This is a genomic window from Sphingobium sp. WTD-1 (assembly GCF_030128825.1).
Taxonomy (GTDB): Bacteria; Pseudomonadota; Alphaproteobacteria; order Sphingomonadales; family Sphingomonadaceae; genus Sphingobium.
Genome location: NZ_CP119127.1, coordinates 792133 through 807167, shown reverse-complemented (window position 1 = coordinate 807167; position 15035 = coordinate 792133). Strand labels below are relative to the sequence as shown.

Below are 15035 nucleotides of genomic sequence, written 5' to 3'. Positions count from 1 at the left end.
TATCGCTGCGTCGAATCGGGAAAGCGCGCGCTCTAGAAAGGCTGGCCGAATGGCGCAAGCGCCAATGGGATCAGTCGAACAGCCCGTCCTGCGACCCGGCCGGGGGATTGAGGCCCAGATGCTTCCAGCCCGGCCCGTTGAGGCAACGGCCCCGCGCGGTGCGGGCGATCAGTCCCAATTGGATCAGATAAGGCTCGACCACTTCCTCGATCGTGTCGCGCGCTTCGGACAGACCGGCCGCCAGCGTTTCGACCCCCACCGGCCCGCCACGATAGATGTCGGCGATCATGTGGAGATAGCGCCGGTCCATCAGGTCGAGGCCGAGATGATCGACCTCCAGCCGTTGCAGCGCCGCATCCGCCACCTTGGCATCGACGGTCGGGGCGCCGGCGACATTTGCAAAGTCGCGCACCCGGCGCAGCAGTCGCCCGGCGATGCGCGGCGTCCCGCGCGACCGGCGGGCAATCTCGATCGCGCCGTCCGACGTGATCGCCAGGTCCAGCAGCCGCGCCGCGCGCCGCACCACCAGTTCCAGTTCCTCGACGGTATAGAATTGCAGGCGCACCGGAATGCCGAACCGGTCGCGCAGCGGCGTCGTCAGCAACCCCTGGCGCGTTGTTGCGCCGACCAGGGTGAAGCGCGGCAGGTCGATCCGCACCGAGCGGGCCGACGGTCCCTCGCCGATCATCAGGTCGAGCGCCCGGTCCTCCATCGCGGGATAGAGCACTTCCTCGACCGCCGGATTGAGCCGGTGAATCTCGTCGACGAACAGGACATCGCCCTCGTCCAGATTGGTGAGCAGGGCGGCCAGGTCGCCCGACTTGGCGATCACCGGGCCGGACGTGGCGCGGAAACCCACGCCCATTTCCTTGGCGACGATCTGTGCCAGCGTCGTCTTGCCCAGGCCCGGCGGGCCGAAGAACAGCACATGGTCCAGCGCCTCGCCACGGGTGCGCGCCGCCTGGATGAAGATACGCAGATTCTCGCGCGCCGCCTGCTGCCCGACAAATTCGTCGAGCGACTTGGGCCGCAGCGCCGCATCGACATCCTCGGCACGACGGGCCGGGGTGATCAGGCGATCCTCTTCGCTCATCAGCGGATATCACTCATTTCGTCATGCTGAACTTGTTTCAGCATCCATCCTGCCCCCGTCACGGACTTAAGGGGGGCAATCCCAATTCCATCGCCAGATCGCTCCATTGCGGATTGTCGGCTTCGATGAGATTGATTTTCCATTGGCGATGCCACCGTTTCAGCTGCTTTTCGCGAAGGATGGCCTGTTCCATCGTATCGCAGGCTTCGTAACGGACAAGCCGATGCACGGCATATCGAGCGGTAAAGCTCGGCATCCTGCTTGCGCGATGCTGCATCATCCGGCCCAGCAAGTTGGAGGTCACGCCGATGTAGAGCGTGCCATATGGCTGGCTTGCCAGAATATAGACGCACGGCTGCTTCATTGATGCCTCCGTTCGGTGCAGCCGGCGCCATGGATGCTGAAACAAGTTCAGCATGACGGCCTTGGCGGAAGGCCGTCACTTCGCCGCCTTCCGCAGCGCCAGGCGGACCAGCGCGTCAAGGCTGGCGCCGTCGCCCAGTTCCTCTTCGGCGGCGGCCACCGCGCCGCTCGCCTCGGCCGGCTTGAAGCCCAGATTCTGCAACGCCGACAGCGCGTCGGCGGCAAAGCTGCCGGTCGGCAGCGCGACCACGCCCGGCATGCCGGGCGCACCGGCCGGGGCGGCGCCGATCTTGTCCTTCAGCTCATTGACGATGCGCTGGGCCAGCTTGGGGCCGACACCGTTGGCGCGCGCGATCATCGCCTTGTCGCCCATCATGATCGCGCGATGCAGCTCCAGCGGTTCCAGCGCCGACAATATCGCCAGCGCCACGCGCGATCCCACGCCCTGCACATGGGTCAGCAGCCGATACCAGTCGCGCTCCTCCGCTCGGGCAAAGCCGACCAGCCGGATCGAATCCTCGGCCACCAGCATCTCGGTATGGATGGTCACCGCCTCGCCCACCGGGCCGAGCGCCGCCAGCGTCCGCGACGATGCGCCGACCAGATAGCCGACCCCGCCGACATCGATGATGGCATGGTCGATGCCCGTGCTGTCCAGCCGTCCTTTGAGTTTCGCGATCATCGCCATTGCCCCATGGTCATGATCTGTTCTTTACAGCCTCTTGCGCCCCGCGCCAGACAAAAGCGCATGGCCGCTCGGGCACCAAATGGCGGCCCGTGCGTAATGCCGGTCGATTGCCATCCGCCAGAGGACCAAGAGACGATGCTGATGACCGCGCCGATGCTGACCCCCAAGGATTTCGAATTTCCCGCGATCATGCTGTCGGGCGTGGTCGATCATGGCATGTATCTGCATTTCAAGAATTGCCTGTCCACCGCGCCGCAGCAGGGGCTGGTGGTAGTGGAAATCTCCACCCTGGGTGGCGATCCGGAGATCGCGCGGATGATGGGGGAGGATATCCGCTTCCATTCGGACCTCTATCCCGAACGGCGGCTGGTCTTCCTCGGCAAGACCGCGGTCTATTCCGCCGGCGCCACCTTCATGAGCTTCTTCGCCACCGAAAACCGCTACCTGACGCGCGGCACCCGGCTGATGATCCATGAGCGGCTCATCACCAAGAATATCCATCTCGAAGGGCCGCTCTCCACCTGCATCGCTACGCTCAAGGCCTCGCTCCACGAGATCGAGGCATCGATCGCGATCCAGAATGAGGGCTTTGCCAATCTCATCCTGGGGTCGCAGGTGACGATGGAGGAGGTGCTGCAGCGCGCGCCGGAAAACTGGTATCTGGAAGCCAATGAGGCGGCCGCGCTCGGCCTCGTGGCGACCGTACTCTAAACGCTTGCGCGGCGGCATTTTCAGGCCTTTGATGCACCATGGCCAAGACGCAGAAGCGATCCACCCTCTTCCCCTGGCGCTATGGCATGTTCCTCATGCTGCTATTGTCGATCGCGCCATTGATGCTGTGGCTGCCCTGGCATGAGGCGGTGATGGGCGGGTTCGACCTTGCCGCCATCGCCTTCTGCCTCGCCGCCGTGCCGCTCATCGATTCCGATCCGGCCCAGATGCGGCGCAAGGCCGTGCTCAACGACGTGAACCGGCAACTGATGCTGCTGCTGACCGGGGTAGTGTGCATCGTCATCCTGGTCGCGGTCGGCGTCGCCGCCAGCGCGCCGGGCCATCCCGGTGCGGAAAGCGTCGTGCTGCTGCTGGCCACGCTCGTCATCGCCTGGCTCTTTTCCAACCTCGTTTATGCGATGCACTATGCCCATGCCTTCTACCTCGCCGACGACAAGGGCAAGGATGCGGGCGGCCTGGATTTCCCGGACACGGACGAGCCGGTCTATTGGGACTTCCTCTATTTCGGCTTCACCCTGGGCATGACCTTCCAGACATCCGACGTGTCGATCACCTCGACCGGGATGCGCCGCACGGTGACGCTCCATTGCCTCGCCGCCTTCGTCTTCAACCTCGGCATCCTCGCCTTCACCATCAACGTACTGGGCGGCTGAGGCGATGGCTTCATGGCTTGCTTACCAATATCGGCTATAAGCCCGATCCCATGAGCAAGAGCGTCGATCCCTGCCCCAAATCCGCCGTCAGCCATGGTGTCGGCATTGCCGGCCTCGTCGGCCTCGGCCTCTGGACCCTGGTGGCGCGCCATTATGGCATGAACGGGCCGAATGCGGGTCTGGCCGCGGTGGTCGCCTGCGGCATACCGATGGTGCTCTGGTCGCTGCTGGTGGACAAGGTGCATCGCAACCCCAGCACCGGCGTCGACTGGAACGCGCCGGCCCGTTCGGTCCGCAGCATGCTCGACGTCAGTCTGGTGAAGATTGCGGGCCTGTGGGCGACATGGCTGGCCATTGCCGTCTGCTACTGCATCGGCCGCTGGTATTGGACTGGCAGCTATCGCTTCGCCATGGACCTGCTGATGGCGGCGGCGCCCTGGCTGCTGTTGCTGTCCATTCCCTATGTTATCTGGCTCGACCGCCGGCTGGTCGAACCGCGCGATGCCTGTTTCGCCTTCGGCCAATGGGTCATTGGCGGCGCGGCCGGCAAGGCGGACATGGCGCAGGTCGCCAACCATGCCCGCGCCTGGGCGGTGAAGGGCTTTTTCACTGCCTTCATGATCAGCATCGTGCCGGGCAATTTTTCCAGCGTCATCGACTGGCGGCTCGAGGACCTGCTGCACAATCCGGTCGCGCTGACCGGTTTCCTGATCGGCATCATGTTCATGATCGACGTCTGCATGGCGACGGTCGGCTATCTGCTGACGATGAAGCCGCTGGATTCCCATATCCGCACCGCCAATCCCTATCTGGGCGGCTGGCTCGCGGCTTTGCTCTGCTATCCGCCCTTCGTCATGATGGGGGCGGGCGGGCCGTTCGACTATCATGGCGGCGGCGCCGAATGGGATGTCTGGACGCAGGGCATGCCGGCGCTGCAATGGGGGCTGGGTGCCTTGCTGGTGCTGCTGACCGCCATCTATGCCTGGGCGACGGTCGCCTTCGGCATCCGCTTCTCCAACCTCACCCATCGCGGCATATTGACCCATGGGCCCTATCGCTGGACCCGCCACCCGGCCTATCTGACCAAGAATCTCTTCTGGTGGTTCTCGTCGCTGCCCTTCCTCACCACCACGGGCAGCCTGACCGACATGGTGCGCAATTGCGCGCTGCTGGGTGTCACCAACGCTGTCTATTATTGGCGGGCCAAGACGGAGGAGCAGCATCTGTCCGCCGATCCCGCCTATCAGGCCTATAGCGACTGGATGGCGCGCAATGCGCCGGTGCCGCGCTTCTTCGCCTGGGTCGTCGGCCGCAAGCCGGATGCACCGCGGGAAACCCAGCCCGCCGAATGACCGGCGGGCTGGGTAGGATCAGAAGCTTTCCTCGGCATAGACGCGGCTGACATCGCCGCCCCATTCGCCATGATAGCGGTCGAGCAGCCGCTCGGCCGGGGTCTTGCCGGTGGCGATCACTTCGTCGAGCGCCGACAGATAGCCGGTCTCATTGTCGCCTGCAGCGTTGAACCGCTGGCGCGCGGCCAGACCTGAGCGGGCGATATCCAGCACCTGCGGCGCGATGTCGCGCAGCGTGCGCCCGCCCGACACCGGCGCGTCGAGGCCCAGCTTCGGCACGGAATCGCGCAGCACCTGCCGCTCCTCCATGCTCCAGTCCTTGACCAGATCCCAGGCGGCGTCGAGCGCACCCTGGTCATAGAGCAGGCCGACCCACAAAGCCGGCAGCGCGCAGATGCGATTCCACGGCCCGCCATCGGACCCGCGCATTTCCAGGAAGCTCTTGAGGCGGACTTCGGGGAAGGCGGTGGAGAGATGATCCTCCCAATCCTTCTCGGTCGGCTTCTCGCCCGGCAGCACCGACAGCTTGCCGTCGAGGAAGTCGCGGAACGAAAGCCCCGCCGCATCGATATATTTGCCGTCGCGGTAGACGAAATACATCGGCACATCGAGCGCATAGTCGGCATAGCGCTCGTATCCGAAGCCATCCTCGAACACGAAGGGCAGCATGCCGGTGCGCTGCGGGTCGGTGTCCGACCAGATATGGCTGCGATAGGACAGGAAGCCGTTGGGTTTGCCCTCGGTGAAGGGCGAATTGGCGAACAGCGCGGTGCCGAGCGGCTGCAGCGCCAGCGAGACGCGGAACTTCTGCACCATGTCCGCCTCGCTGCCATAGTCGAGGTTGGTCTGGATGGTGCAGGTGCGCAGCATCATGTCCAGACCCATCGATCCCACGCGCGGCATGTGCCGCAGCATGATGTCGTACCGGCCCTTGGGCATGATCGGCAGCTCGGCGCGGGTCTTGTCCGGCCACATGCCAAGGCCCAGGAAGCCCAACCCCAGCATGTCGCCGACATATTTGACCTGTTCCAGATGGCGGCCGGTCTCGGCGCAGGTCTGGTGCAGATTGTCGAGCGGCGCACCGCTCAGTTCCAGCTGGCCCGCCGGCTCCAGGCTGATCGTGCCGTCGGCGCCGGATAGGGCGATGATATTCTCGCCCTCGAACACCGGGCTCCAGCCATAGCGGGTCAGGCCGATCAGCAGCGTGTGGATGCCGCCCTTTTCCTCATAGGCCGGGGCGTGATGGTCCTTCGTCGAATAGACGAATTTCTCGTGTTCGGTGCCGATCCGCCAGCGATCCTTGGGCTTGGCGCCCTTGGCAAAGGCCGCGATCAGCTGGTCGCGGCTTTCGATGACGGGATCATGTCCGCCCGAGTCTGTTCTGGTGCTCATGCCCCGCCCTTAATCTTTCCCCTTTGCGCGTCAAATCGAGGCGCGAATGCGACAGATAAGGCAGGCCTATGTCCGCTTCAATTGGTTGCGGAAGAAAACCATTAGCCCCAGTCGCCATTCACCATCATCCAGGCCGACGTGGCGGCGATTGCGGCCGTCTCCGCGCGCAGGATTCGCGGGCCCAGCGACACCGGCACTGCGCCCGGCGTCGCCCGGATCGCGTCGCGCTCGGCGGGGTCGAATCCGCCCTCCGGCCCGACCAGGAAGGCCGCCGGGCCGGGATGGGCGCGCAAGGTTTCGTCCAGCGATGCCCCGCCGGTCTCGTCGGCGAAGAACAGGTGCCGCTCGGCCGACCAGCCCTTCAGCAACGCGTCGAGCTTCACCATTTCGGTCAGCTCCGGCAGCGCGGTACGCCCGCATTGTTCGGCCGCCTCGACCAGATGGGCGTGCAGCCGGTCGAGATTGAGCTTGTCGACCACCGCCCGCCGGGTCAGCACCGGCTGCAGTCGCGCGACGCCCAGCTCGCACGCCTTTTCCGCGATCAGGTCGATCCGCCCCTTCTTGATCGGCGCGCAGCACAGCCAGAAATCGGGCACCACCTCCGGCGGCTTGGTTTGCTGCACGCATTCCAGCACCAGGTCGCGTTTGCGAATGTCGCGCGCCCGTGCCGCCCACTCGCCCGACTTGCCGTCGAACAGCAGCACGATATCGTCCGGCTTCACCCGCATCACGCTGATGAGGTAATGGGCGCCATTGCCGTCGACCGGCACGGCGACCCCTTCGCCCAGCAGCGTTTCGACATGCAGGCGCGGGGCGCTCTGCGGCGGCCAGGCGGGGGTAGCGGTCATTTTGTCTCGTCCATTCCGGCCGCGCTTGTCGTCGGCCCGTTCTTCCCTAAAGAGGAAAGCGCGTTCCCGACAAGCGCGGGACGAACGGAGTTGCAGTGAATCAGTCGATCGTCCCCGACAGCGAAGCGCGCGGCCTGCTCGCGCGCCTGCCGGAAACCCCGCGAATCCTGGCCTCGCTGGCCCGACTCGACCGGCCGATCGGCTGGTGGCTGCTGTTCTGGCCGGGCGCCTGGGCGGTGGCACTGGCGGGCGGTGCCTTTGTCCGCTGGCCGCTGATCCTGTGGCTGCTGCTCGGCAGCATCGCGATGCGCGGCGCGGGCTGCGTCTTCAACGACATCGTCGATCGCGATCTCGACGCGCGGGTCGCGCGCACCGCCGCCCGGCCGCTCGCCAGCGGCGCGATGTCGGTCAAGACCGCCTGGGCCGGGCTGCTCGCGCTCTGCCTGATCGGCCTGATCGTGCTGTTCCAGCTCAGCGGCTATGCCCAGGTCGTGGCGCTCGGCTCGCTGGCGCTGGTCGCCGCCTATCCCTTCATGAAGCGGATCACGGGATGGCCGCAGGTCTGGCTCGGCATCGTCTTTTCCTGGGCGGCGCTGGTCGGCTGGAGCGAGATTGCCGGCGCGCTGACCCTGCCGGGCCTGTGCCTCTATGCCGGCTGTATCTTCTGGGTGCTGGGCTATGACACCATCTATGCGCTGCAGGACCGGGAGGATGACGCGCTGATCGGCATCGGCTCCAGCGCCCTGTCGATGGGCCGCCATGTCCGGGGCGGGGTGACGCTCTGCTATCTCGTCGCGCTCGCGCTCTGGGCCAGTGCCATCTGGCAGGTCCGGCCGCAGCTTCTGGCGCTCGTCGCGCTGGCGCCGATGGCCGCCCATCTGCTCTGGCAGGTCGGCACGCTGAAGGAAGACGGCACCGATCCGCTCGTCAAATTCCGGTCCAACCGTTTTGCAGGATTGCTGATGTTCCTTGCCTGTCTGGTCGTCGGGAGTGCCGGCGCATGAGCATGACCGGTCTGCCCACCCCCGGCGAGGATTGCTGGCGCATCGAACAGGCGGTGCGCGCCAGCGTGATCGTCGATGCCGACGCCTATTTCCGCCATGCCCGCGCCGCGATGCTGAAGGCGAAGAAGCGGATCATGCTGATCGGCTGGGATTTCGACGCCGCGATCAGCCTGATCCGCGAGGACCAGGCCGATGATGGCGCGCCGGTGGTGATCGGCGACTTCATCAGCTGGCTGGTGGAACGCACGCCGGACCTGGAAATCGATCTGCTGCGCTGGGACATGGGCGCGATGAAGTCGATGGTCCGGCCGACCAACCTCTTCACCACGCTCAAATGGATGGCCCATCCGCGCGTCACGGTGAAGCTGGACGGCCATCATCCCCCCGCCGCCTCGCATCACCAGAAGATCGTGGTGATCGACGATTGCTTCGCCTTTTGCGGCGGCATCGACATGACCGGCGACCGCTGGGACACGCGCCATCATCGCGACGAGGATCCTGCCCGTCGCCATCCCGACGGCTCTCCTTATGGCCCCTGGCATGATGCGACGACCGCCTTGCAGGGGCCGGTGGCGATGGCGCTGGGCGATCATGCCCGTGCCCGCTGGGTCGGCGCCGGCGGCGATGAACTGGCCCCGGTCGAGGGCGAATATGATTGCTGGCCCGACGCGCTGCCGGTCCATTTCGAGCATGTCGACGTCGCCATCGCCCGCTCCGCGCCGAAGATGGACGATCAGGAGGAGCTGATCGAGATCGAGCAGCTCTATCTCCACCAGATCGCGGCTGCCCGGCACTGCATCTATGCCGAAAGCCAATATTTCGCCTCGCGCCGCATTGCCGAGGCGATCGCCAAGCGGCTCGGCGATCCGGATGGACCGGACATCGTCATCATCAACCCGCTCCAGGCCGATGGCTGGCTGGAACAGCAGGCGATGGATACCGCCCGCGCCCGCCTGTTCGAGGCGCTCAAGGAGCGCGACCCGCATGGCAAGCTGCGCATCTATCACCCCTTCACCACGCGCGGCGCCCCCATCTATGTCCATGCCAAGATATTGATCGTCGACGATCGGTTGATCCGCGTCGGCTCGTCCAACATGAACAACCGCTCGATGCGGCTCGATACCGAATGCGACGTGGTGATCGACACCGCGCTGCCCGGCAATGACGGCCGGCAGGATGCGATCCTGGCCATTCGCGACGACCTGATCGCCGAGCATCTCGATTTGCCGCGGGAGCGTGTGTCGGCGGTGATCGCCCAGCGTGGCCTGATCGCCGCGATCGAGGAATTGCGCACCAAGCCGGGCCGCACCCTGCGCCCCTATGAGGTGCCGGACCTCGCCGATGTCCAGGCCTGGCTCGCCGACAATGAGGTGCTCGACCCCGAAGGGCCGGACGAGATGTTCGAGGCGGTCAGCGAGCGCGGCCTGTTCCGCCGGATGAAGGGCTGGTTCGGCCGCAGCTAAAATAGGGCGAGGGCAGTCGCGATCCGCTCCGCCGCAATCGCGAAGCCGTCGGCCTGCTGCGCGAAGCCCAGCCGCATATGATCCGGTTGGCCGAAACAATCACCCGGCGCCAGCAGCACGCCCTGCGCTGCCAGCGCCTCGCACAGCGGCCGGCTGTCGCGCCCGTCGCCCAGCCAGGGGAAGGCGGTGGTGCCGCCCTGTGGCCGCACCCATTGCAGCCTGCCCTCGGCCTCGTCGATCAGTTGGTCGAGGACAGCGATGTTGACAGTCGCAACGGCCTTCAACCGATCGGTGATGGCCGCGCTATGCTCCAGCGCATGGGTCGCCAGCCGCTCCAGCAGGGGCGAACTGCTGATCGTGAAATAACTGCGCGCGTCGATGATCCGGGCGCGCTGGGCGTCGTCGGGCGCGATGATCCAGCCCATCCGCAGGCCGGGCAGTGACAGCGCCTTCGACATGTCGCTGGTGACATAGGCGTTGGGGATGCCGGCGGCCGATTGCTGCGGCGCGCCGAAATAGAGCGGATGATAGACCTCATCGACCAGCAGCGGCACGCCGCGCTCGGCCAGCGCCGCCGCCAGCCGTGCGATCTCCGCGCGCGGCATCACCGATCCGCTGGGATTGTGCGGCGTGTTGACCACCACCCCGGCGGTGTCGCCATCGACCAGCACCAGGATCGCATCCACATCCTGCGCAAAGCCGGTTTCGCGGGTCAGCGCATAGTGCCGCGTCCCCAGCCCCCAGGCCTGCGCCACCGCCTTATAGGCCGGATAGCCTGGATCAGGCATCAGCATATGCGCGCCCGGTCGCGCCGCGAGGCAGAAGAAGATCGACAGTGCCTCCGACGATCCGGTGGTCACCACCACCCTGTCAGCTTCGCTGTCATGAAAGGCGGCGATCGCCGCGCGCAACGCCGCGCTTCCCTCCGGCGGGGCATAGCTTAGCACCACATCGTCGATTGCCAGCGGCGTGTCGCCCAGCGCGCAAATCTCCGCCACGCTCCAGCGCGGCCCGGTGCTCGACGCCAGATTATAGGCGATCGGCGGCGTCGCGAAATCATAGGTCGACAGCCAATGGTCGAGGGCAAAGGGCGGCAGGTCCATGGCACAACTCCGTGATCAGGCCGTCAGCTTCGCCAGCCGCCGCGCGGGAGCAAGGACCGGTTGCGCGGCGCTGGCCCTATTGCGCCGCCAGCAGCGCCTCGGCGCCGTGCAGGTTGACTGATACCAGCCGGCTGACGCCGCGCTCCACCATGGTGACGCCGAACAGCCGATGCATGCGCGCCATCGACACCGCATTATGGGTGACGATCAGGTAGCGGGTCCGGGTCTGGGCGACCATCGCGTCGAGCAGGTCGCAGAAGCGCTCGACATTGGCATCGTCCAGCGGCGCGTCGACTTCGTCCAGCACGCAGATCGGCGCCGGATTGGTGAGGAACAGGCCGAAGATCAGCGCTACCGCGGTTAGCGCCTGTTCGCCGCCCGACAACAGGGTCAGCGCCGCCAGCTTCTTGCCCGGCGGCTGGGCCATGATCTCCAGCCCCGCCTCCAGCGGATCGTCGCTGTCGATCAGTTCCAGATGCGCCTGGCCGCCATTGAACAGGGTGGTGAAGAGCCGACGGAAATGGCCGTCCACCGCCTCGAACGCGGCCAGCAGCCGCTGCCGCCCCTCGCGGTTGAGGCTGCCGATCGATCCGCGCAGCTGGTTGATCGCCTGGGTCAGTTCCGCGCTTTCCGACCGGCTGGTCGCCTGGATGGTTTCCAGCTCCTCCAGCTCCTGCGCCGCGACCAGATTGACCGGGCCGATCCGCTCGCGCTCGGCCGAGAGGCGGTCATGCTCGGCCTGCTCGCTCTGGGCGATGCGGATGTCGGCGCTGGGAAAGCCCAGTTTCTCCGGCAGCACCGGCGGCGGGCATTCGAAGCGCTCGCCCGACAGGCGATTGGTCTCGATCCGCCGCTCGTCCGCCGCCTCCGCCCGCGCCACCGCCGTCGCCCGCGCCTCGCGCGCGCCGGCCAGCGCCTCGCCGGCATCGGCCGCACGCCTCTCGGCCGCTTTCAGCGTCGCCTCGGCCTCGATCTCGGCGCGGTGGGCCTGCTCGGCGCGCTCGACCTGCGCCTCACGCTCCTCGGTCAGCGTGGCGATCGTGGCGCCCAGCGCCTCGGGCTGGCCCTCGATCGCGGCGCGCTCCTGCACCACCGTCTCGCCGCGCGATGCCATGGCGGCGATGCGCTTGGCCGCTTCGCCCGCACGCGTGTTCCATCCCTTGGCCTCGGCATCGGCCGCCGCCATGCGTTCGCGGTCGCTCGACAGTGCGCGGTCGGCCAGCGCCTGGTCGGCCTGCAACTGGCTGACGGCCATGCGCGCCTTCTCGCTCGCCTGCGACAGCGCCGTCACCTGCGCGCGCGTCTCCGCGCCATCGGGCAGGGCGGCCCGCGTGGCCGATGCTTTGTCATGCTCGGCCTGCGCCGCTTGCTGGTCGCGCCGCGCCTCGGCCAGCCGTTCCTCGATCGCCTCGCGCTTGCCGCTCAGCCGCTCCAGCGCGCCGGCCGCCTCATCCGCCGCGCGCAGCGCCGCGCGCAGCCGCTGCTCCGCATCGCTCAGTTTGGTGCGCCCAGCCGCCAGCGCATCCACCGCCGCCTTCTCGCGCGCGCCAGCCTCGGTCTGTTCTGCCTGTGCCGTCTCGACCGCCTGCGCCGCTGCCGGACGCGCAGCATCGATCGCCTCCAGCCGGTTGATGCGGATCAGCCGTTCGGCGGCCGCCGCACCGCCCTCGACCGCGACATAGCCGTCCCAGCGCCGCAATTGCCCATTCAGCGTCACCAGCCGCTGGCCGACCTGCAGCGCCTGGCCGCTATCCTTCTCCACCACCGCCACCTGCGCCAGCCGCCGCGCCAGCGCCGCGGGCGCGGTCACATGCGCGGCCAGCGGGCTGGCGCCGTCGGGCAAGCCGGGATCATCCTTCAACGCCTCAGCGCCCGCCCAGCGACGTGGCCCTTCCGCCCCGATCGGCGCCTCCAGATCGTCGCCCAGCGCGGCCGCCAGCGCCCGCTCATAGCCCGGCGCCGCCTTCAACTGGTCAAGCGCCCGCGCCCGGCCGCTACCCCCGGCATCGATCGCCTTGCGCAGTGCCGTCGCCTCGCTGTCCAGCGCCGCCAGCGCCGCCCGCGCCGATGCCAGCGCGGCCTCCGCTGCCGCCCTCGCCTCGCTCGCCACCTGCCGCTCCGTCTCGGCCGTCGCGATCGCCACCTCCGCCGCCTCGCGATCGTCATTGGCGCTTATCTGCGCTGCCGCCGCCTCGTCGCGCTTCGCTTCCAGCGGCGCGGCATCGGGCAAGGCCGCCGCCTCCCCCTCCAGCCGCCGCATCGCCTGTTCCGCCCGGCCCAGCCGGTCGCGCGCCGCCGCCAGCGCCGCCTCCGCGACGCGCAGCTCGGCCTGCTCGCCCGCCTGCTTGGCCATCGCCCTGGCCAGCTCCAGCTCGGCATCGCGCGCGCCATCCTCGGCGCGGGCGATACGCGCGGCGAAATCGGGACGCATTGCCTCGGTCTCGGCGATCCGGGCCTTCAGGCTCGCAACCTCGGCCGTCAGCCGCGCGATCGCCTCGGCCGCGTCATTGGCCAGCGTCCCCTCGCGCTCGCGATCCTCGTCCAGCCGCGCCGCCTGCTGCGCCAGGTCATGCAGCCGCCGGACGACCCCGTCGCGCTCGGCCTTCAGCGTGTTGAGCTGGTGGCCGGATTCGCTGGCGGCATCGCGCGTCGCCAATGCCTCGGCCCGCCGCTCGGCCAGCGCGGTCACGGCCGCGCCGCTATGGACATTGGCCGCGGTCAGCGCCTCCTGCGCCGCGCCCACGGTTGCCTCGGCCAGCTTCGCCTCGGCCCGCGCCGCCTCGGCACTCGCATTGGCCTCGCGCCAGCGGGCGAAGATCACCCGGCCCTCGCCAATGCGGATCTGTTCGGACAGGCGGATATAGCGTTCCGCCGCGCGCGCCTGGCGCCGCAAATTGCCGGCACGGCTGTCCATGTCGGCCAATATCTCGTCCAGCCGGGCCAGATTGCCCTCGGCCGCGCGCAATTTCTGCTCGGCATCCTTGCGCCGGACATGCAGGCCGGCGATCCCCGCCGCCTCTTCCAGCATGGCGCGCCGTTCCTGTGGCCGGGCGGCGATGACGGCGGCGATCCGTCCCTGGCTGACTAGCGCCGGGCTGTGCGCGCCGGTGGCGGCATCGGCGAAGATCAGCGCCACATCCTTGGCGCGCACATCCTTGCCATTGGCGCGATAGGCGCTGCCCGCGCCGCGCTCGATCCGGCGCGTGACCTCCAGCTCGCCATCGGCGCCGACATCGACCGCGCTGAACAGCTCGCCCTGTTCCTGGACGGTCAGCAGCGACACTTCGGCAAAGTCGCGCTGCGGCCGGCTGGTGGTGCCGGCGAAGATCACATCCTCCATGCCGCCGCCGCGCATCGACTTGGCGCTGGATTCGCCCATCACCCAGCGGATCGCTTCCAGCAGGTTGGACTTGCCGCAGCCATTGGGGCCGACGATGCCGGTCAGGCCCGGCTCGATGCGCAATTCGGTCGCATCGACGAAGCTCTTGAAGCCCGAAAGCTTGAGCCGCTTTATCTGCATGGGGAAACGCCGGGGCAGGGTGCCGCCCCGGTCTCCTTGGGCCTCAGGCCTTCAGATGTCGCCCCCCCTTGCGCCAATCAGATACCCGCTTCCTTGAGCTTGTTCTTCAGCACCGGCCAGGACGAGGCATTCTCGACCACCACGCCGTTCATCAGGAAGGTCGGCGTGCCGGAGATATTATATTGGGCATTGGCCGCTTCGACGCCCTTGGCCAGCTTCTCGGCAGTTGCCGTGTCGGCCAGGCACTGCTTGGCCTGATCCTCGGCAATGCCGCGCTGCTTGGCATAGTCGATGAGGCCCAGCGCGTTGGCCAGCTGGCCGAAACGCTGCGCCGGCGGCGCCGACACCATCGCCTGATAGGGGGCGTCGCCCAGGCCCTGCGCCTTTTCGAACATCGCGCTCTGGTTGGCGAAGAACTGTTCCGACAGCGGATAATAGATGTCCTTGCCGCCGCAACGGGCCAGCAGCGCCGTCGTGATGTCGATCGGGTCGCGGACATAGACGCGGAATTCGTAGCTGATCTTGCCGCTATCGACCATCGCCTTCAGTTCTTCCGACGATTCATGGGCGAAGTCGCGGCAGTGGCTGCAGGTGAAGGAGCCATATTCGACCAGCTTCAGCTTGGCATTGGGATTGCCCATCACGAAATTGCCCTCGGGCGTTTCGGCGACGGTTTCCGACCAGCTGGTGCCGGCGGGCGCGGCCACGGCGGCGATCGGTGCGGCGGAGGTTGCATTGCCCTCATCCTTCTTGCCGCAACCGGCAAGCGTCAGGGACAGGGCGATAAGGGCAAGGCCGGACAGGACTTTCACGACGGGCGACGC

At 67.3% G+C, this 15035-nt stretch carries 13 protein-coding genes; 5 read left to right on the top strand and 8 right to left on the bottom strand.

Annotated features, from left to right (window positions below; translation table 11 throughout):
• Positions 1 to 70: 70 nt before the first annotated feature.
• The 3 genes from ruvB to ruvA all read right to left on the bottom strand — a co-directional run bounded on the left by ruvB (position 71) and on the right by ruvA (position 2138).
• On the bottom strand, positions 71 to 1093 hold the full coding sequence (gene ruvB, locus N6H05_RS04060; RefSeq protein ID WP_284112805.1) for a Holliday junction branch migration DNA helicase RuvB: 1023 nt from the start codon (positions 1091 to 1093) through the stop codon (positions 71 to 73).
• 58 nt (positions 1094 to 1151) lie between these two features.
• Entirely contained in the window at positions 1152 to 1457 is a 306-nt protein-coding gene (locus N6H05_RS04055; protein ID WP_284112804.1) for a GIY-YIG nuclease family protein, read from the bottom strand.
• Positions 1458 to 1532: 75 nt separating this feature from the next.
• On the bottom strand, positions 1533 to 2138 hold the full coding sequence (gene ruvA / locus N6H05_RS04050) for a Holliday junction branch migration protein RuvA (protein WP_037513240.1): 606 nt from the start codon (positions 2136 to 2138) through the stop codon (positions 1533 to 1535).
• Between the two features lie 141 nt (positions 2139 to 2279).
• Between ruvA and N6H05_RS04045 the strand changes: the two genes are divergently transcribed.
• Genes N6H05_RS04045 through N6H05_RS04035 form a run of 3 tightly spaced genes read left to right on the top strand, consistent with a single transcriptional unit; the run spans position 2280 to position 4881 of the window.
• Positions 2280 to 2855 (top strand): hypothetical protein, encoded by a 576-nt coding sequence (locus N6H05_RS04045; protein ID WP_004209285.1) that lies wholly within the window; start codon positions 2280 to 2282, stop codon positions 2853 to 2855.
• 38 nt (positions 2856 to 2893) lie between these two features.
• Positions 2894 to 3529 carry a DUF1345 domain-containing protein gene (locus N6H05_RS04040; RefSeq protein WP_284112802.1) on the top strand — a complete coding sequence of 212 codons (636 nt, stop codon included), beginning with the start codon at positions 2894 to 2896 and terminating at the stop codon, positions 3527 to 3529.
• Positions 3530 to 3579: 50 nt separating this feature from the next.
• Entirely contained in the window at positions 3580 to 4881 is a 1302-nt protein-coding gene (locus N6H05_RS04035; RefSeq protein ID WP_284114161.1) for a methyltransferase family protein, read from the top strand.
• An 18-nt stretch (positions 4882 to 4899) separates the two neighbouring features.
• On the opposite strand, the gene N6H05_RS04030 is transcribed toward N6H05_RS04035, so the two are convergent.
• Both N6H05_RS04030 and N6H05_RS04025 read right to left on the bottom strand, forming a co-directional pair.
• Positions 4900 to 6273, bottom strand: a complete 1374-nt coding sequence (locus N6H05_RS04030; RefSeq protein ID WP_004209288.1) for a glutamate--cysteine ligase — start codon at positions 6271 to 6273, stop codon at positions 4900 to 4902.
• 101 nt (positions 6274 to 6374) lie between these two features.
• Positions 6375 to 7121: a 16S rRNA (uracil(1498)-N(3))-methyltransferase gene (locus N6H05_RS04025; RefSeq protein WP_284112801.1), complete on the bottom strand. Its 747-nt coding sequence runs from the start codon at positions 7119 to 7121 to the stop codon at positions 6375 to 6377.
• Between the two features lie 95 nt (positions 7122 to 7216).
• On the opposite strand from N6H05_RS04025, the gene ubiA reads away from it, so the two are divergent.
• Both ubiA and N6H05_RS04015 read left to right on the top strand, forming a co-directional pair.
• On the top strand, positions 7217 to 8125 hold the full coding sequence (ubiA, locus tag N6H05_RS04020; RefSeq protein WP_284112799.1) for a 4-hydroxybenzoate octaprenyltransferase: 909 nt from the start codon (positions 7217 to 7219) through the stop codon (positions 8123 to 8125).
• Positions 8122 to 9588 carry a phospholipase D-like domain-containing protein gene (locus tag N6H05_RS04015; RefSeq protein WP_284112798.1) on the top strand — a complete coding sequence of 489 codons (1467 nt, stop codon included), beginning with the start codon at positions 8122 to 8124 and terminating at the stop codon, positions 9586 to 9588. Before ubiA ends, N6H05_RS04015 begins: the two co-directional genes overlap by 4 nt.
• Here N6H05_RS04015 and N6H05_RS04010 read toward each other — a convergent pair.
• From N6H05_RS04010 to N6H05_RS04000, 3 genes are all read right to left on the bottom strand, one after another.
• Complete coding sequence (locus tag N6H05_RS04010) at positions 9585 to 10691, bottom strand: pyridoxal phosphate-dependent aminotransferase (protein ID WP_284112797.1); 1107 nt, start codon at positions 10689 to 10691, stop codon at positions 9585 to 9587. The genes N6H05_RS04015 and N6H05_RS04010 overlap by 4 nt on opposite strands.
• A gap of 76 nt (positions 10692 to 10767) precedes the next feature.
• Positions 10768 to 14211: a chromosome segregation protein SMC gene (gene smc / locus N6H05_RS04005; protein ID WP_284112796.1), complete on the bottom strand. Its 3444-nt coding sequence runs from the start codon at positions 14209 to 14211 to the stop codon at positions 10768 to 10770.
• Between the two features lie 77 nt (positions 14212 to 14288).
• The gene (locus tag N6H05_RS04000; protein ID WP_010337523.1) at positions 14289 to 15023 is read right to left on the bottom strand and encodes a thioredoxin domain-containing protein; all 735 of its coding nucleotides are present in this window, start codon (positions 15021 to 15023) and stop codon (positions 14289 to 14291) included.
• Positions 15024 to 15035: the final 12 nt, after the last annotated feature.

What these genes read in the sequence shown, in the direction of transcription:
- ruvB (WP_284112805.1), bottom strand. Translation starts at nt 1,093, where the DNA reads ATGAGCGAAGAGGATCGCCTGATCACCCCGGCCCGTCGTGCCGAGGAT.
- N6H05_RS04055 (WP_284112804.1), bottom strand. Translation starts at nt 1,457, where the DNA reads ATGAAGCAGCCGTGCGTCTATATTCTGGCAAGCCAGCCATATGGCACG.
- ruvA (WP_037513240.1), bottom strand. Translation starts at nt 2,138, where the DNA reads ATGATCGCGAAACTCAAAGGACGGCTGGACAGCACGGGCATCGACCAT.
- N6H05_RS04045 (WP_004209285.1), top strand. Translation starts at nt 2,280, where the DNA reads ATGCTGATGACCGCGCCGATGCTGACCCCCAAGGATTTCGAATTTCCC.
- N6H05_RS04040 (WP_284112802.1), top strand. Translation starts at nt 2,894, where the DNA reads ATGGCCAAGACGCAGAAGCGATCCACCCTCTTCCCCTGGCGCTATGGC.
- N6H05_RS04035 (WP_284114161.1), top strand. Translation starts at nt 3,580, where the DNA reads ATGAGCAAGAGCGTCGATCCCTGCCCCAAATCCGCCGTCAGCCATGGT.
- N6H05_RS04030 (WP_004209288.1), bottom strand. Translation starts at nt 6,273, where the DNA reads ATGAGCACCAGAACAGACTCGGGCGGACATGATCCCGTCATCGAAAGC.
- N6H05_RS04025 (WP_284112801.1), bottom strand. Translation starts at nt 7,121, where the DNA reads ATGACCGCTACCCCCGCCTGGCCGCCGCAGAGCGCCCCGCGCCTGCAT.
- N6H05_RS04015 (WP_284112798.1), top strand. Translation starts at nt 8,122, where the DNA reads ATGAGCATGACCGGTCTGCCCACCCCCGGCGAGGATTGCTGGCGCATC.
- N6H05_RS04010 (WP_284112797.1), bottom strand. Translation starts at nt 10,691, where the DNA reads ATGGACCTGCCGCCCTTTGCCCTCGACCATTGGCTGTCGACCTATGAT.
- smc (WP_284112796.1), bottom strand. Translation starts at nt 14,211, where the DNA reads ATGCAGATAAAGCGGCTCAAGCTTTCGGGCTTCAAGAGCTTCGTCGAT.